Here is a 23,706-nt window from a genome sequence, read left to right as displayed (position 1 = left end):
TGATTCGTGCAATCCCGATTCATATCAAAATTCTGACTTTTTCTATTATTTATACTGTGTCGCATTCTTGATACTGGACAATCTCATGTCAGTAAGTTCTTTTAACCGACGCTGGGCGGCGGTGATCCTTGAAGCCCTGACCCGTCATGGTGTCAGGCATGTGTGTATTGCCCCGGGCTCTCGCTCCACGCCGCTCACCCTTGCTGCCGCGGAAAACCGGGCTTTTATTCACCACACCCATTTTGATGAGCGTGGTCTGGGCCATCTGGCGCTCGGGCTTGCGAAAGTCAGTAAAGCGCCCGTGGCGGTGATCGTCACCTCCGGCACGGCGGTGGCGAACCTCTATCCGGCGCTGATAGAAGCGGGATTAACCGGCGAAAAGCTGATTTTACTCACCGCCGACCGTCCCCCGGAACTTATCGACTGCGGCGCTAACCAGGCGATTCGTCAGCCTGGCATTTTTGCCTCGCATCCTTCACAGACGGTCTCGTTGCCGCGCCCCACCCAGGACATTCCCGCCAGCTGGCTGGTCTCAACCCTCGACCACGCCATGAACGCACTGCGCAGCGGCGGGCTACACATTAACTGCCCGTTTGCCGAGCCGCTGTACGGTGAAATGAACGATACTGGCCTCGTCTGGCAACAGCAGCTGGGAGACTGGTGGGAGAGCGAAAAACCCTGGCTGCGCGAGCAGACGCATCTGGAAAGCGCTAAACAGCGCGACTGGTTCTTCTGGCGTCAGAAGCGCGGCGTGGTGATAGCCGGGCGGATGAGTGCGGCGGAAGGTAAGCTTGCGGCGGAGTGGGCACAAACGCTTGGCTGGCCGCTGATTGGTGACGTGCTTTCCCAGACGGGCCAGCCGCTGCCCTGCGCCGACCTCTGGCTGGGGAACGCGAAAGCGGTCACCGAGCTGGCGCAGGCGCAGATTGTCGTCCAGCTGGGATCGAGCCTGACGGGGAAGCGTCTGCTCCAGTGGCAGGCCACCTGTACGCCTGAAGAGTACTGGCTGGTGGACCCGCTCGAAGGACGCCTTGACCCGGCGCACCATCGTGGCCGCCGCCTGGTGAGCGATATTAACAGCTGGCTGGAATTGCATCCGGCGGAAAAACGCAAACCCTGGGCGGTGGAGATCCCGGCGCTGTCACGTCAGGCGTGGGAACTCACCAAAGCGCAGTGCGAGGCGTTCAGTGAAGCCGGGCTGGCGCACCGTATCCGCAAATATCTTCCCGAGCAGGGACAACTTTTTGTCGGTAACAGCCTGGTGGTGCGCCTGATTGACGCCTTTTCGCAGCTGCCGGCGGGTTATCCGGTGTACAGCAACCGGGGCGCGAGCGGCATTGACGGCCTGATCTCCACCGCCGCTGGCGTACAGAGGGCCAGCGCGAAATCCACGCTGGCGATTGTGGGGGATCTCTCAGCCCTCTACGATCTCAACGCGCTGGCGCTCCTGCGTCAGGCGTCGGCCCCGTTCGTGCTGATTATTGTGAACAATAACGGCGGGCAGATTTTCTCGTTGCTGCCGACGCCGCAAAGCGAGCGTGAGCGCTTCTATCTGATGCCGCAAAACGTGCAGTTCGAACACGCCGCCGCCATGTTCAGCCTGAAGTACCATCGCCCGGAAAACTGGGACGCGCTGGAGACGGCGCTGAACACCGCCTGGCGGCAGCCTGGCGCGACGCTCATTGAGCTGGTGGTAAACGATGCTGACGGCGCGCAGAAGCTGCAACATCTGCTTGCGCAGGTGAGTCACCTGTGATCCTCGCAGGCGTCTCCCAGCCAGGAAAACCAGGCTACCCCTGGCTGGTTTTCCTACACGGTTTTTCCGGCGACTGTCGCGAGTGGCAGGCTGTCGGGGCGTCGCTGCATGACTACCCCCGGCTCTACATTGACCTGCCCGGGCACGGTGGTTCAGCGGATACGGGCGTGACGGGGTTTGCAGAGGTAAGTGAATTGCTCTCGCATACCCTTGTTAGTTACAACATACTAAGATACTGGCTCGTGGGGTACTCCCTCGGCGGCCGCATTGCGATGTTCCATGCCTGCCAGCATCCTGCGGGGTTAGACGGGGTGATTGTGGAAGGTGGACACCCGGGCCTGCAAGACGCCGATGCGCGCCAGGCCCGGCTGATCTCTGACCGCCGCTGGGCGTCACGGTTTCGCAGTGAGCCGCTGGAGGCCGTCTTTGCCGACTGGTATCAACAGCCGGTCTTTGCCTCACTTACGGATGATCAGCGCAGGGCGCTGATCGCGCTGCGCAGCCGGAACAACGGCCCGAGGCTGGCAGAGATGCTGGAGGCCACCTCGCTTGCCGTTCAGCCTGATTTACGTCCCGCGCTCATCGCGCGTGATTTTTCTTTTGACTATCTCTATGGCGAACGTGACGGGAAGTTTGCAGCTATCGCCGCTGAACTTAACGCCACGCGTCATGCTATCCCTCACGCCGGACACAACGCCCACCGGGACAACCCGGAAGCTGTTGCCGCGAGTCTGGCTCAGATACTGCGTTATCGAACAAAGGACACGCTATGATCTATCCTGATGAACACATGCTTTACGCGCCGGTTGAATGGCAGGACTGCTCCGAAGGCTACACCGACATTCGTTACCACAAATCCGCCGATGGTATCGCCAAAATCACTATCAACCGTCCACAGGTGCGCAACGCATTTCGTCCGCTGACCGTAAAAGAGATGATCCAGGCGCTGGCGGATGCCCGCTACGATGACACTATCGGCGTCATCATCCTCACCGGGGAAGGGGAGAAAGCCTTCTGCTCCGGCGGCGATCAGAAAGTCCGCGGTGACTACGGCGGATACCAGGATGATGCGGGCACGCACCACCTGAACGTGCTGGATTTCCAGCGCCAGATCCGCACCTGTCCAAAACCGGTGGTCGCGATGGTGGCAGGGTATTCCATCGGCGGCGGTCACGTGCTGCACATGATGTGTGACCTGACGATCGCGGCGGAAAATGCCATTTTCGGTCAGACTGGCCCGAAAGTCGGCTCTTTCGACGGCGGCTGGGGCGCGTCCTATATGGCGCGCATTGTCGGTCAGAAAAAAGCCCGCGAAATCTGGTTCCTGTGCCGTCAGTACAACGCCCAGGAAGCGCTGGATATGGGGCTGGTTAACACCGTGGTGCCGATCGCCGATCTGGAAAAAGAGACCGTGCGCTGGTGTCGCGAAATGCTGCAAAACAGCCCAATGGCGCTGCGCTGCCTGAAAGCGGCCCTCAACGCCGACTGTGACGGTCAGGCGGGCCTTCAGGAGCTGGCAGGTAACGCCACCATGCTGTTCTATATGACCGAAGAGGGTCAGGAAGGGCGCAACGCGTTCAACGAAAAACGCCAGCCGGACTTCAGCAAATACAAACGGAACCCGTAATGCGTTGCGCGCAGGTTTACCGCTGGCAGATACCGATGGACGCGGGCGTGGTGCTGCGTGAACGGCGGTTAAAAACCCGTGACGGCTTTTGCGTGCATCTCCGGCAGAGCGAGCGGGAAGGGTGGGGCGAAATCGCCCCGCTTCCGGGCTTTAGCCTGGAAACGCTCGACGAGGCGCAGGCCGCGCTGATGGCCTGGACGCACGCCTGGCGCGAGGGAGAAGATCCGGCGCTGCCGGACGTTCCTTCCGTCGCGTTCGGCATCAGCTGCGCGCTGGCAGAGCTGGACGGCAGTTTGCCGGAGGCGGCGAACTATCGCGCCGCGCCGCTCTGTACTGGCGATCCGGATGAACTTTTCGCGCTCCTTTCCGCGATGCCTGGCGAGAAGGTGGCGAAAATAAAGGTCGGCCTGTACGAAGCGGTGCGCGACGGGATGGTGGTTAATCTGTTACTGGAAGCCATTCCCGATCTGTACCTGCGCCTGGACGCCAACCGCGCCTGGACACCGCTCAGGGCGCAGCAGTTTGCGAAGTACGTCAACCCGGCGTACCGCAGCCGCATCGCGTTTCTCGAAGAGCCGTGCAAAACGCGCGACGACTCTCGCGCCTTCGCCCGGGAAACCGGCATCGCCATCGCCTGGGATGAGAGCCTGCGCGAAGCCGATTTCGCGTTTGCCGCCGAGCCGGGCGTCAGGGCCGTGGTGATTAAGCCAACGCTGACCGGCAGCCTCGACAAGGTGCGCGAGCAGGTTGCGGCGGCCCATGCCGCAGGGCTGACGGCGGTGATCAGTTCATCCATCGAATCCAGCCTCGGCCTGACGCAGCTGGCGCGCATCGCTGCATGGTTAACGCCGGACACCGTTCCCGGTCTCGATACGCTAAACCTGATGCAGGCCCAGCTGATTCGCCAGTGGCCTGGCAGCACCTTGCCGTGCCTCGACGTCGGGGCGCTGGAGCCATTGCGATGAGTTTTACCGACTGGCCGTGGCGGCACTGGCGCACCCGGCGTGCCGATAAACCCGCGCTGCGTTTAGACGATGTAACGCTCAGTTGGTCTCAGCTGGGCGAGCGTATCGATCGCCTGGCAGCCGGTTTTCAGTCTCAGGGCGTTGCTGACGGTGACGGCGTCATGCTGCTCGCCCACAACCACCCGCAGACCCTGCTGGCCTGGCTGGCGCTGCTTCAGTGCGGCGCCCGCATTTTGCCGGTGAACCCTCAGCTTCCCCGTCCGCTGCTGGACGTCCTCCTGCCGCAGATGACCCTGCGTTTTGCGCTGGTGCTTAACGGTGAGTATGACGGTCTGCCCGCGCTGGCATTAAGAGAGGGCGAGGGGCAGGGGGGCGTGACGTGGCGGGCAGAACGACTGGCCTCAATGACGCTCACCTCCGGCTCCACCGGTTTGCCAAAAGCGGCGGTGCACACCTGTGCCGCCCACCTTGCCAGCGCAAAAGGGGTGCTGGCGCTGATGCCTTACGGCGATAGCGACGACTGGCTGCTCTCTCTGCCGCTGTTTCACGTCTCCGGTCAGGGGATTTTGTGGCGCTGGTTACAGGGCGGAGGCCGTCTCACCGTGCGCGAAAAACAGCCGCTTGAGCAGGCGCTACAGGGCTGTACCCACGCCTCGCTGGTGCCAACGCAGCTGTGGCGACTGCTTAATTCACACCATCCCGTCGCGCTGAAAGCCGTGCTGCTCGGCGGGGCGGAAATCCCCGTTGCGCTGACTGAACAGGCGCGCGAGCAGGGGATCCGTACATTCTGCGGCTACGGTCTGACCGAGTTCGCCTCCACCGTCTGCGCCAAAGAGGCCGACGGCGCGCCGGACGTGGGCAGCGCGCTGCCGGGCAGAGACGTTCAGGTGGTAAACGGTGAAGTCTGGATCCGGGCGGAAAGCATGGCGGCGGGCTACTGGCGAGACGGCGCATTATTGCCGCTGGTCAATGCGCAGGGCTGGTTCGCCACCCGGGATCGCGGCGAGTGGCATGACGGGCGCCTGACCATTCTGGGCCGAATGGACAATCTCTTTTTCAGCGGCGGAGAAGGGATCCAGCCGGAAGCGCTGGAGCGCGTTATCGCCACGCATCCGCAGGTAAGCCAGGCGTTTGTCGTTCCGCTGGATGATGCCGAGTACGGGCAACGCCCGGTGGCGGTGGTGGAATGCGAGCCGGGCACGGATATCACGCTGCTGCCGGAGTGGGTTCAGGGCAGGCTGGCGCGCTTTGAGCAGCCGGTACACTGGCTGGCGCTGCCGTCAGAACTGAAAAATGGCGGGATTAAAATCTCCCGCCAGGCGTTAAAGCAGTGGGTCAATGCCCTGTTGAGGGGCTAATCAGCCGATATCCGGCTGCGGTTTGTGCTGGCGTCGGCGGATCCAGCGCAGCACCGGCGGCACGACAATCACCATAATCGCCATTGCCAGCAGGATCTTCGTTACGCTGCTCTCCCACAGGATCCCCATGTTGCCGTTGCTGATGGAGAGGGCGCGGCGCAGGTTCTGCTCCAGCATTTCCCCCAGCACAAACCCTAAAATCAGCGGCGACATCGGGAAGTGCATCTTGCGCAGAATGTAGCCCAGCACGCCGAGCAGCACCATCAACACCAGGTCGAAGGTGGTGCTGTGCACCGCGTACACCCCAACCGCAGAGACGGCGGCGATGGCCGGGACCAGGAACCACAGGGGAATGGTCAGCATGCGGGTGAACAGGCCGATCAGCGGGATGTTCATTACCAGCAGCATCACGTTGGCGATCAGCAGGGCGGCAATCAAACCCCAGACGATATCGGGCTGCTCGGTAAACATCGCCGGACCCGGGGTGATGTTATAGAGCGTCAGCGCGCCCATCATTACCGCCGTGGTGCCGGAGCCCGGCACGCCGAGGGTCAGCATCGGGATAAACGAGCCGCAGGCCGAGGCGTTATTCGCCGCCTCCGGCGCCGCCACGCCGCGGATATCGCCTTTGCCGAAGCTGTCGCTGTTGCCGCTCAGCTTTTTCTCGGTCATGTAGGTGATGGCGCTGGCGATAGTCGCCCCCGCGCCGGGCAGAATGCCGACGAAGAAACCGATCACCGACGAACGCAGGGTGGCACCCACACACTGCGCCCCCTCTTTGGCATTAAAGAGCATACGTCCGGTTTTACGCACCAGCGTCTGCCCGCTGCTGGTATGTTCCAGCATCAGTAAGATTTCTGAGACAGAGAACAGACCAATCACCACGACGATAAACTGCACGCCGTCGGAGAGATGAACACTGTCGAAGGTAAAACGATAAACCCCGGTGTTGGCATCCACGCCGACGGTGGCCAGACTGAGGCCAATCAACGCAGACAAAAACGACTTCAGCGGATTCTGCGCCATCATGCTGCCGAGACAGGCGATAGCGAACACCATCAGGGCAAAATACTCGGCCGGACCAAACGCCAGCGACCACTGGGCCAGCGCCGGGGCGAAGAGGATGATGCCGCCAATGGCGATCAGGGAGCCAAAGAACGAGCTGACGGCGGAAATAGAGAGCGCCACGCCGCCGCGTCCCTGCTGCGCCATTGGATAGCCATCCAGCGCGGTCATAATGGCGGCGGCATCGCCGGGCACGTTAAGCAGAATCGAGGAAATACGCCCCCCGTATTCGCAGCCGATATAAACCGTCGCCAGCAGGATCAGCGCCGATTCCGCAGGCAGGTGCAGCGCAAAGGCCAGCGGCAGTAAAATCGCCACGCCGTTGATAGGTCCAAGGCCCGGCAGCAGGCCGACGATGGTCCCGACGAAACAGCCGATCAGGGCGATCACCAGGTTTTCCGGGGTCATCGCTACCGCGAACCCCTGAGAGAGATAGATCCAGGTATCCATAGCGTGCTCCGTTAGTTAAACCATGCGCCAAGCGGCAGGGTCACGTCCAGCAGGCGGTCGAAGGCGTACCAGAGTAAAATGCCCAGTACGACCCCGGAGATCCCCGCCGCAGGCAGCGAGGCGTTAAATAGTATGCCAATCACCATCGTCAGCAGGGCGGTGGCAATCGGGAAGCCGAGCCATTCAAAGCCCCACGCGTACATCAGCAGGACAATCACCATTACCAGCAGACGTTGCAGCGTTCGGCGTGGCGGCCACTCCACGGTATCCGGATGGCGCAGCAGCAGCGCTACCGAGCAGAGCAGCATCAGGCCGACAATGCCGACGGGAAAGGGGCGTGGCCCCACGGGTTCATAGCTGTATTCGCTGTGGATCTGCCAGGCGACGAACATGCCGCCAATGCAGAGCAGCAGCCATATCCCGGCAAAAATGCGATCGCTCATAGCGCCTCCGGTTATTTCGCCAGGCCAAAGGCTTTCGCCTGTTCGCGGTAGTCATTCACCTGTTTTTTGACATACTCGTCCAGCTGCTTGCCGTTCAGGTTGAACTCAAACAGCCCGCGCAGATCGCGCTGTTTTTTGAACTCCTCGGTTTGCTGAAGTTTTGCGAAGGTATCCACCCACCACTGGTATTCGGCGTCGGTCACTTTTGGCCCGACGAAGAAGCCGCGGATGATCGGCCAGACCAGGTTATAACCCTGCTCTTTGGCGGTTGGGACGTCTGCCAGCTGGCCCGGCAGACGGTTTTCTGAGAAGACCGCCAGCACACGGATCTTATCCCCGCTCAGGTAGGGCACCATTTCGCTGAGATCGCCCGATACCGCCTGGACGTGATTGCCCATCAGCGCCGTCACCGGCTCGCCGCCGCCTTCAAAGGCCACGTAACGCATCTTGTGCGGATCCACTTTGGCCTGCTGCGCCAGCAGCGCGGCTTTCATCCAGTCCTGGCTGCCGATAGAGGCGCCTGCGCCAATGACCACGCTGTTCGGATCTTTTTCCATGGCGGTCAGCAGATCTTTCAGGGATTTCCACGGAGAGTCCGCGCGCACGGCGATCATGCCGTAATCGGTGCCTACGGTGGCGAGCCAGCGCACGTCGTCCACGTCATAACGGCCAAATTTCCCCTGTGACAGATTCAGCAGCGAACCGCCGGAGAAGGCCACCACTGTGCCCGCTTCGGCAGGGCGCTGGGCGACGATGGCGTTATAGGCTACCGCGCCCACGCCGCCGGGCATGTAGGTAACGCGCATCGGTTTCTCAATGGCCTTCGTCTCTAGCAGGCTGACCTGAATCAGCTTACAGGTCAGGTCGAAGCCGCCGCCGGGTTTGGCCGGGGCGATACATTCGGTACGGGATGGCGCGTCCTGCGCCTGGACGACAGAGGCACTCAACAGCAATACGCTTGCAGCAAGGGTAGAAAGTAATTGTTTTTTCATCGTTTATCCTCACGCCGGAGAACCGGGAGTACGGGTACGGGTGTCTTTTTTCTGATTATGTGAACCACCTTGTAGCGGTTCCGTTGCGTGATTGTTAAAACAATAACCTTTCATTTCCCTTTCACTGCGACACCAACTTTACAGGATGTGATATGCGTCTCTTACTCGCGGAAGATAATCGTGAGCTGGCTCACTGGCTGGAAAAAGCGCTGGTACAAAACGGATTTGCCGTGGATTGCGTCAACGATGGACGGGCGGCCGATCATCTTTTGCAGGGAGAAAACTATGCCGTCGCGATCCTTGATATCGGCATGCCCGGTTTCGACGGGCTGGAGGTGGTGCATCGGCTGAGAAAGCGCGGGCAGACGTTGCCCGTGCTGTTTCTTACCGCCCGCAGCAACGTGGCAGACAGGGTTAAGGGGCTGAATGCCGGGGCGGATGACTACCTGCCGAAACCGTTCGAGCTGGAGGAGCTTGATGCCCGCCTGCGTGCGCTGCTGCGCCGCAGTGAAGGGCGAACCCAGGAGCGCCAGCGGCTGGGAGAGCTGGAGTACGATGATGAAGGCTTTTTTCTGCTGCGCGATGAACCCCTTTCCCTCACGCCGCGCGAACTCTCTTTGCTGAAGGTGCTGATGCACCGCCGGACCCGTCCCGTCTCCCGGCAACAGCTTTTCGACCAGGTATTCAGCCTGAACGACGACGTCAGCCCCGAGAGCATCGATCTCTATATTCACCGCCTGCGTAAGAAGCTGACCGGCAGCGGCGTGCGGATCACCACCCTCCGGGGGCTGGGCTACGTGCTGGAGTGCGGCGATGAAGTGGGTTAAGCCGCAGTCGCTTTACCTGCAACTTTTGCTTTTTCTGGGTTTGCCGCTGCTGCTGTTATGGGGGCTGTCAGCCTTTAACAGCTACGTTAGCGCGCTACAGGCGGCGACGCAGGCCTATGACCGCACGCTGTTATCCTCGGCGCGCACGGTGTCAGAGCGGCTGGTGGTGCACAACGGCAAGCTCCAGGTGAACGTGCCGTGGGTCGTGCTCGACAGCTTCGAGCTGAACATGAACGATCGCCTCTACTACAAGGTCGTGGACCCTGACGGGCGGACGATCTCCGGCTATGACGATCTGCCGAATATGCCCCCCTCCACGTCGCGGACCTCCCACTATCCGGCGCTGGCGTGGTTTTATCATACCGAGTATCGCGGGCAGGCGATCCGCGTGGCGAAGCTGCTCCAGCCGGTTAACGAGGAGAGTGTGTTCGGCATGGCGGAAATCTACGTCGCCGAAACGTTGCAGTCGCGGCGCTATCTGGCCACTCAGCTGCTGTTTTCCTCGCTCGTGTCGCAGGGGCTGCTGGTGCTGCTGACGCTGGTCCTGACCGCGTGGCTGCTGCGTCGCGTGCTGCGCCCGATGCGGCAGCTCTCTTCGCTGATGGTGCGCCGTGAGCCCGGGCTACTGGCCCCGCTGCCGGAGCTGCTGCCCTGGTCGGAAACGCGGCTGCTGATTGTGGCATTTAACCGCTATATCGACAGGTTACGCGGCGTGCTTTCGCGACAGGCGCGCTTTAATGCTGACGCCTCACACCAGCTCAAAACGCCGCTGGCGGTGCTGAAAACCCAGGTATCGGTTGCCCTGACGCGTAACGATCCGGCCCTGTGGCAGGAGAGCTTACGGGCGATGAACGTCACGCTGGATAACACCATCGTGCTGACGGAAAGGCTGTTGCAGCTTTCAGCGGTGAAGCGAAAAGAGCAGGGGGAGCGACAGTTTGCCCCTGTCGATCTGGTGCAGGTGGTGCAAAACTGCTGCTTTTCCCGGCTGACGCAGGCGCGCAGCAAGGGTATCGATCTCGGTTATGACGGCGTACAGCAGCCGGTAATGATTGAGGGTGATGACGTGCTGCTGGGTGAACTCTGCGCCAACCTGCTGGAGAACGCGATCAAATACACGCCGGAGCAGGGCATCGTGACGGTGTACCTGCGCACGGCTAACGATGCCGTTGAGCTGAGCGTGGAGGACAGCGGACCGGGTATTGCTGAAGACCAGATCTCCCAGGCCATGCTGCCGTTTCATCGTCTGGAAAACGTGGGTGATGCCGCCGGGTCCGGCATTGGCCTGGCGCTGGCTAACGATATTGCCCGCCTGCACCGCAGCCATCTTCAGCTGATGCCCAGTGAAAATCTGGGTGGGCTGAGCGTGAAAATGCGCTTTCTGATGCTGATATAAATGCCGATATTATCAAATCGTTACAAACTAATTGCCTGCCGCACGCGGAGTCCATTGATCACACAGGCAGGCAGGTTAAAATCTCGCGGTTTTTGGACATCTCTGAATAAATTGTGCGGGATCACGACAATGAAAAAAGTGGCATTAATGGGCTTAAGCGGCCTGATGTTTGTTTCAGCAGCGGCAAACGCAATTTCCTTCAACGGCTCGGCGGGACAAGATTATACCCATCTGGGCTTCGGTCTTGGCACGGACAGCGCAGGCCTGGCAATGACCGGCGGCTGGACGCATAACGACGACGACGGCGATGCGGCAAGCCTGGGCCTCGGCTTCAACGTGCCGTTGGGTCCCTTCCTGGCGACCGTCGGCGGTAAAGGCATTTACACCAACCCGAACGACGGCGACGAAGGCTACGCGGCGGCAGTGGGCGGCGGCTTGCAGTGGAAAATTGGCGACAGCTTTGGCCTGTTCGGTGAGTACTACTACTCTCCTGATTCCCTCTCCAGCGGCATCGACAGCTATCAGGAAGCTAACGCCGGCGCGCGCTGGACCATCATGCGTCCAATCACCATCGAAGCGGGTTATCGCTATCTGAACCTGGCCGGTAAAGACGGCAACCGCGACAACGCCCTGGCAGACGGCCCGTACGTTGGCGTTAGCGCCGGTTTCTAATCCTCTCGGCGCGGCGTTCAGTCGCGCCAGTTTCTCTCTTCCCCCAGTCTTTGATTGCGCTATAGTGTTTTGACCATTGAAATGGGAGAACACAATGATAAACGTGGAAATGTTATCCACTGGCGACGAAGTGCTTCATGGGCAAATCATTGATACCAATGCCGCCTGGCTCGCCGATCTCTTCTTTGAGCAAGGATTACCGTTAACGCGCCGCAACACCGTAGGTGACAACCTTGAGTCGCTGGTCAACGTTCTGCGCGAGCGCAGCGAACGCTGCGACGTGCTGATTGTGAACGGCGGGCTGGGACCCACCAGCGACGATCTCAGCGCGCTGGCCGCCGCCACGGCCAAAGGCGAAGGCCTGGTCCTGCACGAGGCGTGGCTGGCGCAGATGGAGCGCTTTTTCTCCGGGCGTGGCCGCGTGATGGCCCCCAGCAACCGCAAGCAGGCTGAAATTCCCGCCAGCGCGGAACTGATTGATAACCCGGTCGGCACCGCCTGCGGGTTTGCCGTTCAGTTGAACCGCTGCCTGATGTTCTTCACTCCGGGCGTGCCGTCGGAATTTAAAGTGATGGTCGAGCAGCAGATCCTGCCGCGCCTGCGCGCGCGCTTTACGCTGCCTGAACCGCCGCTGTGCCTGCGTCTGACCACCTTTGGTCGCTCGGAAAGCGATCTTGCTCAGAGCCTCGATCACCTGCAACTGCCTCCCGGCGTGTCGATGGGCTATCGCTCCTCCATGCCGATTATTGAACTGAAGCTGACCGGACCGGCGTCAGAGAAAGCCGCTATGCTGGCACTGTGGCCGGAAGTGCGGCGCGTCGCCGGGGAAAGCCTGATTTTCGAAGGCACGGAAGGGCTACCGGCGCAGATCGCAGCGCATTTGCAGTCCCGCCAGCTGAGCGTGACGTTAAGCGAGCAGTTTACCGGTGGGCTTCTGGCGCTTCAGCTTACCCGGGCGGGTGCGCCGCTGCTGGCCAGTGAAGTGGTGCCGTTCCAGCAGGAGACGCTGGCGCAGACGGCGCGCTGGGCATCCGAGCGCAGAGTGAAGCATTTCGCCGGACTGGCGCTGTTTGTGGGCGGGCTGGATGAGGAGCACCTCAACTTTGCCCTGGCAACGCCGGAAGGAACGCACGCCCTGCGCGTCAGGATGAGCATTACCCGCCACAGCCTGGCCGTACGTCAGGAGGTGTGCGCGATGATGGCGCTGAACATGCTGCGCCGCTGGCTGAACGGGAAAGAGGTCGCCAGTGAGCACGGCTGGATCAACGTCGTGGAATCGCTGTTCGTAGAGTGAGAGTGTGCCGGGGCAGTGTCCCCGGCAACGGTTACGCCAGCGCTTTTGCCAGCAAGGTAATGGGATGTTCACAGCGTTTGCTGGTGGACATCTCGATCTGCCACTTGCAGGTTTCACAGTCCGTCACCACGATATCTGCGCCGCTCTCTTCAATCTGCCGGAACAGCGGCGCGCCAATGGCCTGTGACGTTGGGTAGTTTTCACGCTTGAATCCGTAGGTGCCAGCGATGCCGCAGCAGCGTGAGTCCAGCACCGTCAGCTCCAGCCCCGGGATCAGCCGCAGCAGCTCAAGCGTATAGATCGACCAGCCCATCTTCTCCATATGACATGGCGTGTGATACACCACCTTCAGCGGCAATTTGCCCAGCGGTAACGTCTGCCCGCTGTCCAGCTTGCGCCAGAGAAAACGGGTCGCCAGCTCAATGTGCTCGCGCAGGCCGGTGTTATCCACATCCAGCAGATGCGGATATTCATCGCGCAGCGTGAAGGTACAGGTTGATGACGTCGCCAGTACCGGTATCCCTTTGTCGACGATCGCCTCACGTAAAGAGGTGACGTTGCTGCTCGCCTGCTTGCGCGCTTTGTCGATGAAACCGTTGGCAATCAGCGGAACGCCGCAGCACTTTTCTTTGCTCAGCAGCTGAACGCCCGTCCCCATGGCGTTCAGCACTTTCAGCAGGTCTTTTCCCAGCTGCGGATGGTTGTAGTTCACGTAGCAGCCGTGGAAGAAGGCGACCTGCTCAGCGAACTGCGCCTGTTCTGCCGCCACGGATTTATACCAGCGGCGGAAGGTGCCGTGAGAATATTTCGGCAGACTGCGGTGATGGTCGATTTTGAGCGTCGCATCCAGCAGCCTGCGCACCGGCTTCAGGGCGGTGGCGGCATTGACGACCGGTGCGAAAGGCGTCGAGAGGCTGCCCATTAGATCGGTGTGGCTCAGTATCGCGTCACGCAGCGTCGGTTTTTTCGTACTGTAGCGGGCGCGGGCGCGCTGGATGATATCGCCTATTTTCACGTCCGACGGGCAGGCAACTTCGCAGCGTTTGCAGTTGATGCAGTATTTCAGCGCCTCGTCGTAGAGCGCGCCATCCTTCAGGCGCAGACGCTCCCCGTCGGGACCGGCCTGTTTCGGGCCGGGATAGCGCGGATCGACGCCGCTGACCGGGCAAACCGTGGTGCAGACCGTGCATTTGATACAGCTTTCAAATCGGGTGTCGTTCATTGTGCTCTCTCCCTGCGCTGGATAATCTGCTCCGCGACATGCAGCGCGGTGACGGCGCAGACGCCGCCACCGCAGCCCTGCGCCACGGGATCGTACCCGCCCAGAACCGAGCCGATGGCGTAAAGATTTTCAACCGGTTCCCCGCCCAGCCGCGGGCGCAGTTGGCTGTCGACGATCACGCCGAACTGCTGCCAGGGCTGCGGGGTGAAGAAATCGCTTTGATACCAGTCCGCGCGGGAAGCGCTTTGCCGGACATCCAGCCCGAGTATTGCCTCACGCACGCCATCCCGGCTGCTCAGCAGACCGTTACTGAAGAAACTGCCGCTTGCCAGCACCGTAAAGCGTGCGCGAAGCGGGATGTCGCCGTGGTTGCGGGTCCAGATTTCGCTTACCGCGCCCTCAGCCAGGGTGATTTTTTTCACCTCGTCGCCTGCCATCCAGACGCCACCCTGGGCAACAAACTGACGCTGAAGCTGGGTGTGCAGACGAATGCCGGGCACGGAAGGGGGGAGCGTCGGCAGTAAACCGAGCGTACAGGGCAGGCGCGCCGAGAGCCAGCGCCAGAGCCGGTTGTCCGTTAAGCCAAAACAGGCGGGCATAAACAGGGCGTCGCAGGTCTCGCCGAGCGGTTGAAGCGCCGCGTACAGCTGCGGCCAGTAACTTTCATTATCCAGCAGGCGGGCAATGGTCACCGCACGAAACTCGCTGGGGTTTTCGCGCAGCACGTCGAGTTCGGGGAGAACAATCTCCGCCGTATCCACCTGAACACCCTGCTGTCTGAGAGACGCGGCGGCCAGATGTGGCTGGAAATCGAGGAAGCCGCTGATCCCCACCACCCGCACGCGCTCGGCAGCGATGGGAGCGACAGGCACCTCTTCCGGGCTAAGCCAGGCGGCGCGCAGGGTGCCGAGTGGCGTGACGCGCTGATGGTTTTGCTCGGCGTCACCCTGCATGCGTGCACCGCAGGTGGTGAGCAGGTGTTCGGTTTCGCAGGCAAAGCGGGCCATATTCTCTGCGCCCGTCAGGCGGTAGGGATGTTCAGGCGGCAGATCGGCGAACGATAGCGCGCCCAGTAAATCCAGCGAGCCGGAGGAGAAGTGCAGAGCACTCTGACCGCGAGTGACAATGGCGCAGCGCAGACCCCGCTGCGTCAGTTTGAGGCCGCACAGCAGGCCCGCCAGCCCCCCACCCACAATCACGGTATCAAATTTCATGGTTGTGCTCCTTCTCCAGACCGCAAAGCCCCTGATAGACCCAGCGGGTAAATTCGCTTTCGCGCAGGGCATCGCCCCAGGCGACGGGCTGAATGCCTTTCCAGCGCTCGTTTAAAAAATCGCTGAGTTGGGCAAGCGACTGGGTTGACGTGGTGGCGTGAAAACGTTGCAGCAGCCCGGCGGCACGGCAGGCGCACAGCTCGCCCTGACAGGTGCCCATCCCGACGCGCGTGCGGCGGCGTAAATCGAGCAGGTTGTTCACCGTCAGGTTTTCCACGGCATACTGCACCTCGCCTGCGGTCACGGCTTCGCATTCGCACACCAGGCTGCGGCTGAGTCGCCCTTCACCGAGCCAGGTCGGGGTGCGGTCGCCGTGGCGGTAAATAGCCGAACCGCGAAGCGGGGCAGGGAGTGAAATGATTTTGTGCAGCGTTTTTTCTGTCGATTGCTGCGAGCCGGGCAGGGCCTGTTCCGCCGTCACGCACGGCGCGGTGTTGCCGAGCTTACGGCAGACGGCATCGGTGGCCCATTGGGCCATCAGCCGGTAGGTCATCAGCTTGCCGCCGGTAATGGTGATAAACCCGTCCATGCCGTCGCGTTCGGCGTGATCGAGCAGCACGATGCCGCGGCTGACGTTACGCCCGCTCGGATCGTTATCGCTGGCGACGAGGGGACGCACGCCCGCGTAGGCACGCAGAATACGCGTCTGCGCCATCACCGGGGCCAGCTTTTCCCCTTCGCGCAGCAGGATATCCACCTCTTCAGCGGTGACGCGGTTGTAATCAATTTCGCTGTAGTCCACATGCATTGAGGTCGTGCCGATTAACGAAATGGTGTCCCCCGGCACGAGGATATCGGCGTCAGACGGTTTACGGCAGCGGTTGATGACATGGTTATTGATGCGGTGGTCGAGGATCAGCAGCGAGCCTTTCGCCGGGAACATGCGCACCGACAGGTCCGCGTATTCCGCGATGCGCTGGCCCCAGATCCCCGCCGCGTTGACCACGACGGCGGCATACAGCTCGCGGTGTTCGTTGTACTGCGCATCAAACACGCGCACTCCGCGCACGGTATTCCCTTCGCGAATAAGCCCGGTGACGTGATGCCCGGTCAGGATCTGGGCGCCATGTTCCCGCGCGTCGAGCATATTGGCGGCGGTCAGGCGGAAAGGATCAACGGTTCCGTCCGGTACTTTTACCGCGCCCAGTAACGCCGGGTTTACCGAGGGTTCAAGACGGCGCGCCTGCGCAGGATCGATCGCCTCGGCCTGAATGCCTGCCGCCGTGCAGGCGGTGATAAAGGTTTGCTGAAAGCCGAGGTCGTCTTCTGGAAGGGTGATAAAAAGACCGTTGGTCGGTTCAACGCAGTGGCGGGCGATGCGCCTGAGGATCTGGTTTTCAGCGATACACTCGCGCGCTGACTCAGCGTCAGTGACCGCATAGCGGGCGCCGCTGTGCAACAGACCGTGGTTACGTCCCGTCGCGCCGGTGGCGATATCGTGGCGTTCCAGAAGCGTGACGCTCAATCCCCGCAGGGCGCAGTCGCGTGCGATGCCGGCACCCGTCGCGCCACCGCCAATGATAATCACATCGCTGAAGCGTGGATCGTGAATTGTCATTGCCTTTCCTCTATGTTCGTTTTTTTGCATTTAGCCACATTGATCGTGTGGTTTGTTTGATTTCGAACATAAACGCGCGAAATTCGAAAGTGAAACGTGATTTCATGCGCTTTTTTGCGCATTCTGTCATATTTCTGTAACAATCTGTGCGTTGATTCACAGTAACATTCACCGTGATTTCTTAACATCGCCGCCTCTGTAGCCGGGCGCGAGATGCCCGGTCATTTTTTGAAAGGCCACGGAGGCTGTTATGCTCAGTATCTTTAAACCTGCGCCACATCGGGCGCGACTGCCAGAGGCAGAGATTGATCCTCTCTACCGCCGTCTGCGTTGGCAAATCTTCCTCGGGATCTTCTTCGGGTATGCGGCGTACTATCTGGTACGTAAAAACTTTGCGCTCGCCATGCCGTACCTGGTGGAGCAGGGCTTCTCTCGCGGCGATCTGGGATTTGCGCTGTCGGGGATCTCCATCGCGTACGGTTTTTCAAAGTTCATTATGGGGTCGGTGTCGGATCGTTCGAATCCGCGCGTGTTCCTGCCCGCCGGTCTGATCCTCGCGGCAGCGGTGATGCTGTTCATGGGCTTTGTGCCGTGGGCGACCTCAAGCATTGCCATCATGTTCGTGCTGCTGTTCCTCTGCGGCTGGTTCCAGGGGATGGGATGGCCGCCATGCGGACGCACCATGGTTCACTGGTGGTCACAGAAAGAGCGTGGTGGAATTGTATCGGTCTGGAACTGTGCGCATAACGTCGGGGGCGGGCTTCCGCCGCTGCTGTTCCTGCTGGGGATGGCCTGGTTCAACGACTGGCACGCGGCGCTCTATATGCCTGCCTTTGGCGCCATTCTGGTGGCGATTATCGCCTTCGCTCTGATGCGCGACACCCCACAGTCCTGCGGCCTGCCGCCGATTGAAGAGTACAAAAATGACTATCCGGATGATTACAGCGAGAAGCACGAAGAAGAGCTGACCGCGAAGCAAATCTTCATGAAGTACGTGCTGCCGAACAAGCTGCTGTGGTACATCGCGGTGGCGAACGTGTTTGTCTACCTGCTGCGTTACGGCATCCTCGACTGGTCCCCGACTTACCTGAAAGAGGTGAAGCATTTCGCGCTGGATAAATCTTCCTGGGCCTATTTCCTGTATGAATACGCGGGCATTCCCGGCACGCTGATCTGCGGCTGGATGTCGGACAAAGTGTTTAAGGGCAACCGTGGGGCAACGGGCGTGTTCTTTATGACGCTGGTGACCATCGCGACGGTCGTTTACTGGCTTAACCCGCCGGGTAATCCGGGTGTGGATATGGCCTGTATGATCGTCATCGGCTTCCTGATTTATGGTCCGGTTATGCTGATCGGCCTGCACGCGCTGGAGCTGGCACCGAAGAAAGCGGCAGGCACGGCTGCGGGCTTTACCGGTCTGTTCGGCTATCTCGGCGGTTCGGTCGCGGCGAGCGCCATTGTGGGCTATACCGTTGACTTCTTCGGCTGGGACGGCGGCTTTATGGTGATGATCGGCGGAAGCGTGCTGGCGGTACTGCTGCTGGTTGTTGTGATGATTGGTGAAAAACGTCACCACGCCGAAGTGCTGGCGCGTCGTCAATAAGGAGCATTGCGATGAAATTAACTCAGTTAGCAACCGGCCTGCTGCTGGCGGGCCTGATGACAGGCTCCGCGCTGGCGGCAGATAAGATCGTGATCGCCCACCGTGGCGCCAGCGGTTATCTGCCGGAGCATACGCTGCCGGCAAAAGCGATGGCCTATGCCCAGGGCGCGGATTATCTGGAGCAGGATCTGGTGATGACGAAGGACGACCAGCTGGTCGTCCTGCACGACCATTATCTTGACCGCGTGACGGACGTGGCAGAGCGTTTCCCGGATCGCGCCCGTAAAGATGGTCGCTACTACGCTATCGACTTCACGCTGGCGGAGATCCGCTCCCTGAAGTTCACCGAAGGCTTCGAGATTGAAAACGGCAAGAAGGTGCAGGTCTATCCGGGACGTTTCCCGATGGGCAAATCTGACTTCCGGATCCATACCTTCCAGGAAGAGATTGAGTTTGTTCAGGGACTGAACCACTCCACCGGTAAAAACATCGGCATCTACCCGGAAATCAAAGCCCCATGGTTCCACCATCAGGAAGGGAAGGACATTGCCGCGAAGACGCTGGAGGTACTGAAAAAGTACGGCTACACCAGCAAGCAGGATAAGGTTTTCCTGCAGTGTTTTGACGCCGCCGAGCTGAAGCGCATCAAAACCGAGCTGGAGCCGAAGATGGGGATGGATCTCAATCTGGTGCAGCTGATTGCCTATACCGACTGGAATGAAACCCAGGAGAAACAGCCGGACGGGAAGTGGATGAATTACAGCTACGACTGGATGTTCAAGCCGGGCGCGATGAAGCAGATTGCGCAGTACGCTGACGGCATCGGGCCGGATTATCACATGCTGGTGGCGGAAGGCTCAACGCCTGGCCACGTGAAGCTGACGGCGATGGTGAAAGAGGCGCACGCCAGCAAGATGCAGGTGCATCCGTACACGGTGCGTGCCGATCAGCTGCCGCCATATGCCACCGATGTGAATCAGCTTTACGAGGTGTTGTATAAGCAGGCGGACGTGGACGGGCTGTTTACGGATTTCCCGGATAAAGCGGTGACGTTCTTAAAATAGAAAAAGGGCCGTAAGGCCCTTTTTTACATCTCGATCTCAATATCGCCTTTTGCCCGGCAGCAGCAGGGCAAAATTTCCCCTTCATTGATAAAGGCCAGCGGTTCGGTCAGCCAGTCCACCTGGCCTGCGACCAGACGGCAGCGGCACGAACCGCAATAGCCTTCACGACACTGGTACTCTACCTCCACCTGATGCGCTTCAAGCGCCACCAGCAGAGAAGGATGCTCTTCCTGGCACAACACCTCTGTACCAGAAAGGCTCAGCGTTACGCGGCTCATCAGAGCTGGAAGTCGCTCAGGTCGTCGGTGTTGACTTCAGAATCAATCTGACCGACCAGATAAGAACTCACTTCCACTTCCTGCGGCGCAACCTGCACGTTATCGGACACCAGCCAGGTATTGATCCACGGAATTGGGTTAGAGCGCGTCTGGAATGGCAGATCGAGACCCACAGCCTGCATGCGGATGTTAGTGATGTACTCCACGTACTGGCACAGAATGTCTTTGTTCAGGCCAATCATGGAGCCGTCGCGGAACAGGTAGTCTGCCCACTCTTTCTCCTGCTGGGCGGCCTGCAAGAACAGGTCGTAGCACTCCTGTTTGCACTCTTCGGCGATTTCCGCCATCTCCGGGTCGTCCGCACCGCTGCGCAGCAGGTTCAGCATGTGCTGGGTACCGGTCAGGTGCAGGGCTTCGTCACGGGCGATCAGACGGATAATTTTGGCGTTACCTTCCATCAGCTTGCGCTCGGCAAACGCGAAGGAGCAGGCGAAGCTCACGTAGAAGCGGATTGCTTCCAGCGCGTTGACGCTCATCAGGCACAGATAGAGCTGCTTTTTCAGGGCCCGCAGGTTTACGGTAACGGTTTTGCCGTTCACGTTATGCGTGCCTTCGCCCAGCAGATGCCAGTAGCTGGTCATCTCGATCAGCTCGTCGTAGTAGTGCGCAATGCCTTCGGCGCGCTTCTGGATCTGTTCGTTGGTGACGATATCGTCAAACACCACCGCCGGATCGTTCACAATGTTGCGGATGATGTGGGTGTAAGAGCGGGAGTGGATCGTCTCGGAGAACGCCCAGGTTTCTACCCAGGTTTCCAGCTCAGGAATCGAGATTAGCGGCAGCAGCGCCACGTTCGGACTACGTCCCTGAATAGAGTCCAGCAGCGTCTGGTACTTCAGGTTGCTGAGGAAGATGTGCTTTTCGTGTTCCGGCAGCGCCTGGAAATCGATACGGTCGCGGGAAACGTCAACTTCTTCCGGACGCCAGAAGAAGGAGAGTTGCTTTTCAATCAGCTTTTCGAAGATGTCATATTTTTGCTGATCGTAGCGTGCCACGTTGACCGGCTGGCCGAAGAACATCGGCTCTTTGAGCTGGTCGTTTTTCGTCTGTGAAAAGGTGGTATATGCCATTGCGGTGAGTCCTGTGGTGTTATTTCCCCTCACCCCGGCCCTCTCCCACAGGGAGAGGGGGAAAGAGTTCCCTCTCCCTGTGGGAGAGGGTTAGGGTGAGGGAATTTATTAGATCTTACATGCGCCGCTTTCGCAGCCATCGTCCTGAATTGACGGCGCCAGGTCGTCCTGGGCGTCTTCCGCACCATCACGGGTGTTGTGATAGTACAGCGTTTTCACGCCAAATTTGTAGGCGGTCAGCAGGTCTTTCAACAGCTGCTGCATCGGTACCTTGCCGGACGGGAAGCGCGTCGGGTCGTAGTTGGTATTGGCAGAGATCGACTGGTCGATAAACTTCTGCATGATACCCACCAGTTGGAGGTAGCCGTCGTTGTTTGGCATTTCCCACAGCAGCTCGTAGTTGTCACCCAGCGTTTCGTAATCCGGTACCACCTGACGCAGCACGCCGTCTTTCGACGCTTTAATGCTGACGTGCCCGCGCGGTGGCTCAATACCGTTAGTGGCGTTGGAGATCTGCGAAGAGGTCTCGGACGGCATCAGGGCAGAGAGCGTGGAGTTACGCAGGCCGTGAGTCTTGATGGACTCGCGCAGGCCTTCCCAGTCGAGGTGCAGCGGCTCGCTGACGATCGCATCCAGGTCTTTCTTGTAAGTGTCGATTGGCAGAATGCCTTTCGCGTAGGTGGTTTCGTTGAACCACGGGCACGCGCCTTGCTCTTTCGCCAGCTCGTTGGACGCTTTCATCAGGTAGTACTGAATCGCTTCGAACGTCTGGTGCGTCAGGTTGTTGGCGCTGCCGTCGGAGTAACGCTTGCCGTTTTTCGCCAGCCAGTAGGCGAAGTTGATCACGCCGATACCCAGGGTACGACGCCCCATCGCACCGCGTTTCGCGGCCGGGATTGGGTAATCCTGGTAGTCCAGCAGGGCGTCGAGGGCACGAACAGCCAGCACCGCCAGCTCTTCCAGCTCGTCCAGGCTCTTAATCGCACCCAGGTTGAACGCAGAGAGCGTACACAGCGCGATTTCGCCGTTTTCGTCGTTCACATCGTCCAGCGGTTTGGTCGGCAGGGCGATCTCCAGGCACAGGTTGGACTGGCGCACTGGGGCAACCACCGGATCGAACGGGCTGTGGGTGTTGCAGTGGTCAACGTTCTGGATGTAGATACGGCCGGTAGAAGCACGTTCCTGCATCATCAGGGAGAACAGATCGACCGCCTTCACGCGCTGCTTACGGATGCTGTCGTCTTTTTCATATTTGGTGTACAGACGCTCGAACTCATCCTGATCGGCGAAGAACGCGTCATACAGGCCCGGGACGTCGGATGGGCTGAACAGGGTGATGTCTTCCCCTTTCAGCAGGCGGGTGTACATCAGCTTGTTGATCTGCACGCCGTAGTCCATGTGACGCACGCGGTTGCCTTCCACGCCGCGGTTGTTCTTCAGAACCAGCAGGCTTTCCACTTCCAGGTGCCACATCGGGTAGAACAGGGTCGCAGCGCCACCGCGCACGCCGCCCTGAGAGCAGGATTTTACTGCCGTCTGGAAGTGCTTGTAGAACGGGATACAGCCGGTGTGGAACGCTTCACCGCCGCGGATTGGACTGCCAAGCGCACGGATACGACCGGCGTTGATGCCGATACCGGCACGCTGGGAAACGTATTTCACGATGGCGCTGGAGGTCGCGTTGATGGAATCCAGGCTGTCACCGCACTCGATCAGCACGCAGGAGCTGAATTGACGGGTAGGGGTGCGCACGCCAGACATGATTGGCGTAGGCAGAGAAATCTTGAACGTCGACACCGCATCGTAGAAACGCTTCACGTAGTCCAGACGGGTTTCGCGTGGATAATTAGAGAACAGGCAGGCGGCCACAAGAATATAGAGGAACTGGGCGCTTTCGTAGATCTCACCGGTTACACGGTTCTGAACCAGGTATTTGCCTTCGAGCTGCTTCACCGCCGCGTAGGAGAAGTTCATGTCGCGCCAGTGATCGATAAACCCGTTCATCTGCTCGAACTCTTCTTCCGTATAGTCTTCCAGCAGATGCGTGTCGTATTTGCCCAGCTCAACCATTTTCACTACGTGATCGTAAAGCTTCGGCGGCTCGAACTGACCGTAGGCTTTTTTACGCAGGTGGAAAATCGCCAGACGCGCAGCGAGGTACTGATAATCCGGTGCGTCGCGGGAGATCAGATCTGCCGCTGCTTTGATAATGGTTTCGTGGATATCAGACGTTTTGATGCCGTCGTAGAACTGAATGTGAGAACGCAGTTCAACCTGGGAGATAGATACGTTGTTCAGTCCTTCTGCTGCCCAGTCGAGAACTCGATGGATTTTGTCCAGATTGATACGCTCGGTGGTACCGTCGCGCTTTGTCACCAGCAGACTCTGATTCATGTGGGTTTTTACCTGTCCGTGAAATAAAAAATATCCCCCGCTTATCCACAGACCCGTCTTGTGACTAACTCTGTGGATAAATACTACATATAGGGGTTTTGCGATAAGAAGAACGCTATATGGTGAGTATTCTAGTAAGGATTCTTTTCAGTACAAGGGTTGATTTTGACGTTAAATTGAGGTTGTGAAAGGGTATAAAAGGCTAAGTCCTCGTGCCGTAAGGCCTGGAAGAGATGTCAATAATTAAGAAAAAAAATTCAAAATTTGATCGAGTGCTGATTTCTTCAACGGGAGGTCAGAATTGCGCAACATGATGTCGCGCAATCTTTATAAGAATA

General features: G+C 59.6%; 20 protein-coding genes. 11 read left to right on the top strand and 9 right to left on the bottom strand.

Annotation, left to right across the window (positions count from 1 at the left end; all coding sequences use genetic code 11):
- Window positions 1–85 precede the first annotated feature (85 nt).
- The 5 genes from menD to menE are packed head-to-tail and all read left to right on the top strand — an operon-like array spanning window position 86 to window position 5,706.
- Window positions 86–1,756 (top strand): 2-succinyl-5-enolpyruvyl-6-hydroxy-3-cyclohexene-1-carboxylic-acid synthase, encoded by a 1,671-nt coding sequence (gene menD / locus DD597_RS08205; RefSeq protein WP_032609736.1) that lies wholly within the window; start codon window positions 86–88, stop codon window positions 1,754–1,756.
- Window positions 1,753–2,529: a 2-succinyl-6-hydroxy-2,4-cyclohexadiene-1-carboxylate synthase gene (menH, locus tag DD597_RS08200; protein ID WP_022651532.1), complete on the top strand. Its 777-nt coding sequence runs from the start codon at window positions 1,753–1,755 to the stop codon at window positions 2,527–2,529. The genes menD and menH overlap by 4 nt, the downstream gene beginning before the upstream one ends.
- Window positions 2,526–3,383 (top strand): 1,4-dihydroxy-2-naphthoyl-CoA synthase, encoded by an 858-nt coding sequence (gene menB / locus DD597_RS08195; protein ID WP_003859452.1) that lies wholly within the window; start codon window positions 2,526–2,528, stop codon window positions 3,381–3,383. Before menH ends, menB begins: the two co-directional genes overlap by 4 nt.
- Window positions 3,383–4,348 (top strand): o-succinylbenzoate synthase, encoded by a 966-nt coding sequence (gene menC / locus DD597_RS08190; RefSeq protein WP_045337670.1) that lies wholly within the window; start codon window positions 3,383–3,385, stop codon window positions 4,346–4,348. Before menB ends, menC begins: the two co-directional genes overlap by 1 nt.
- Entirely contained in the window at window positions 4,345–5,706 is a 1,362-nt protein-coding gene (menE, locus tag DD597_RS08185) for an o-succinylbenzoate--CoA ligase (RefSeq protein ID WP_048210164.1), read from the top strand. Before menC ends, menE begins: the two co-directional genes overlap by 4 nt.
- On the opposite strand, the gene DD597_RS08180 is transcribed toward menE, so the two are convergent.
- Genes DD597_RS08180 through DD597_RS08170 form a run of 3 tightly spaced genes read right to left on the bottom strand, consistent with a single transcriptional unit; the run spans window position 5,707 to window position 8,656 of the window.
- Window positions 5,707–7,221, bottom strand: coding sequence for a tripartite tricarboxylate transporter permease (locus DD597_RS08180; protein ID WP_003859445.1), 1,515 nt, complete (start codon window positions 7,219–7,221; stop codon window positions 5,707–5,709).
- An 11-nt stretch (window positions 7,222–7,232) separates the two neighbouring features.
- Window positions 7,233–7,664 carry a tripartite tricarboxylate transporter TctB family protein gene (locus tag DD597_RS08175; protein WP_003859443.1) on the bottom strand — a complete coding sequence of 144 codons (432 nt, stop codon included), beginning with the start codon at window positions 7,662–7,664 and terminating at the stop codon, window positions 7,233–7,235.
- 11 nt (window positions 7,665–7,675) lie between these two features.
- The gene (locus DD597_RS08170; protein ID WP_003859441.1) at window positions 7,676–8,656 is read right to left on the bottom strand and encodes a tripartite tricarboxylate transporter substrate binding protein; all 981 of its coding nucleotides are present in this window, start codon (window positions 8,654–8,656) and stop codon (window positions 7,676–7,678) included.
- A 152-nt stretch (window positions 8,657–8,808) separates the two neighbouring features.
- Here DD597_RS08170 and tctD point away from each other — a divergent pair, with 152 nt between their 5' ends.
- From tctD to DD597_RS08150, 4 genes are all read left to right on the top strand, one after another.
- On the top strand, window positions 8,809–9,483 hold the full coding sequence (gene tctD / locus DD597_RS08165; RefSeq protein ID WP_017693014.1) for a transcriptional regulator TctD: 675 nt from the start codon (window positions 8,809–8,811) through the stop codon (window positions 9,481–9,483).
- Window positions 9,470–10,879: a sensor histidine kinase gene (locus tag DD597_RS08160; RefSeq protein WP_039268979.1), complete on the top strand. Its 1,410-nt coding sequence runs from the start codon at window positions 9,470–9,472 to the stop codon at window positions 10,877–10,879. The genes tctD and DD597_RS08160 overlap by 14 nt, the downstream gene beginning before the upstream one ends.
- Before the next feature lie 129 nt (window positions 10,880–11,008).
- Window positions 11,009–11,551 (top strand): YfaZ family outer membrane protein, encoded by a 543-nt coding sequence (locus DD597_RS08155; RefSeq protein ID WP_003859436.1) that lies wholly within the window; start codon window positions 11,009–11,011, stop codon window positions 11,549–11,551.
- Between the two features lie 94 nt (window positions 11,552–11,645).
- Window positions 11,646–12,845, top strand: a complete 1,200-nt coding sequence (locus DD597_RS08150; RefSeq protein ID WP_032609731.1) for a nicotinamide mononucleotide deamidase-related protein YfaY — start codon at window positions 11,646–11,648, stop codon at window positions 12,843–12,845.
- Window positions 12,846–12,876: 31 nt separating this feature from the next.
- Here the strand turns inward: DD597_RS08150 and glpC are convergent, their stop codons facing one another.
- Genes glpC through glpA form a run of 3 tightly spaced genes read right to left on the bottom strand, consistent with a single transcriptional unit; the run spans window position 12,877 to window position 16,899 of the window.
- Window positions 12,877–14,067, bottom strand: a complete 1,191-nt coding sequence (glpC, locus tag DD597_RS08145) for an anaerobic glycerol-3-phosphate dehydrogenase subunit GlpC (protein ID WP_003859431.1) — start codon at window positions 14,065–14,067, stop codon at window positions 12,877–12,879.
- Entirely contained in the window at window positions 14,064–15,281 is a 1,218-nt protein-coding gene (gene glpB, locus DD597_RS08140; protein WP_129256083.1) for a glycerol-3-phosphate dehydrogenase subunit GlpB, read from the bottom strand. Before glpB ends, glpC begins: the two co-directional genes overlap by 4 nt.
- Window positions 15,271–16,899: an anaerobic glycerol-3-phosphate dehydrogenase subunit A gene (gene glpA / locus DD597_RS08135; RefSeq protein ID WP_015572285.1), complete on the bottom strand. Its 1,629-nt coding sequence runs from the start codon at window positions 16,897–16,899 to the stop codon at window positions 15,271–15,273. Before glpA ends, glpB begins: the two co-directional genes overlap by 11 nt.
- Window positions 16,900–17,149: 250 nt before the next feature.
- Here glpA and glpT point away from each other — a divergent pair, with 250 nt between their 5' ends.
- The gene (gene glpT, locus DD597_RS08125) at window positions 17,150–18,502 is read left to right on the top strand and encodes a glycerol-3-phosphate transporter (RefSeq protein WP_003859423.1); all 1,353 of its coding nucleotides are present in this window, start codon (window positions 17,150–17,152) and stop codon (window positions 18,500–18,502) included.
- An 11-nt stretch (window positions 18,503–18,513) separates the two neighbouring features.
- Complete coding sequence (gene glpQ, locus DD597_RS08120; RefSeq protein ID WP_023324988.1) at window positions 18,514–19,566, top strand: glycerophosphodiester phosphodiesterase; 1,053 nt, start codon at window positions 18,514–18,516, stop codon at window positions 19,564–19,566.
- 23 nt (window positions 19,567–19,589) lie between these two features.
- Here glpQ and yfaE read toward each other — a convergent pair whose 3' ends face one another.
- From yfaE to nrdA, 3 genes are all read right to left on the bottom strand, one after another.
- A complete protein-coding gene (gene yfaE, locus DD597_RS08115) occupies window positions 19,590–19,844 on the bottom strand; it encodes a class I ribonucleotide reductase maintenance protein YfaE (protein ID WP_023324987.1) in 255 nt (84 codons plus the stop codon).
- Window positions 19,844–20,974 carry a class Ia ribonucleoside-diphosphate reductase subunit beta gene (nrdB, locus tag DD597_RS08110; RefSeq protein WP_023314567.1) on the bottom strand — a complete coding sequence of 377 codons (1,131 nt, stop codon included), beginning with the start codon at window positions 20,972–20,974 and terminating at the stop codon, window positions 19,844–19,846. The genes yfaE and nrdB overlap by 1 nt, the downstream gene beginning before the upstream one ends.
- A gap of 108 nt (window positions 20,975–21,082) precedes the next feature.
- Entirely contained in the window at window positions 21,083–23,368 is a 2,286-nt protein-coding gene (nrdA, locus tag DD597_RS08105) for a class 1a ribonucleoside-diphosphate reductase subunit alpha (protein WP_003859415.1), read from the bottom strand.
- Between the last annotated feature and the right edge of the window lie 338 nt (window positions 23,369–23,706).

The sequence above is a fragment of the Enterobacter cloacae complex sp. 677-3DZ2D5B genome, from assembly GCF_004136695.1.
Classification (GTDB): domain Bacteria; phylum Pseudomonadota; class Gammaproteobacteria; order Enterobacterales; family Enterobacteriaceae; genus Enterobacter; species Enterobacter hormaechei_C.
Note: the sequence above shows the minus strand (reverse complement) of the source record. Positions and strands in the feature narration are given on the sequence as shown.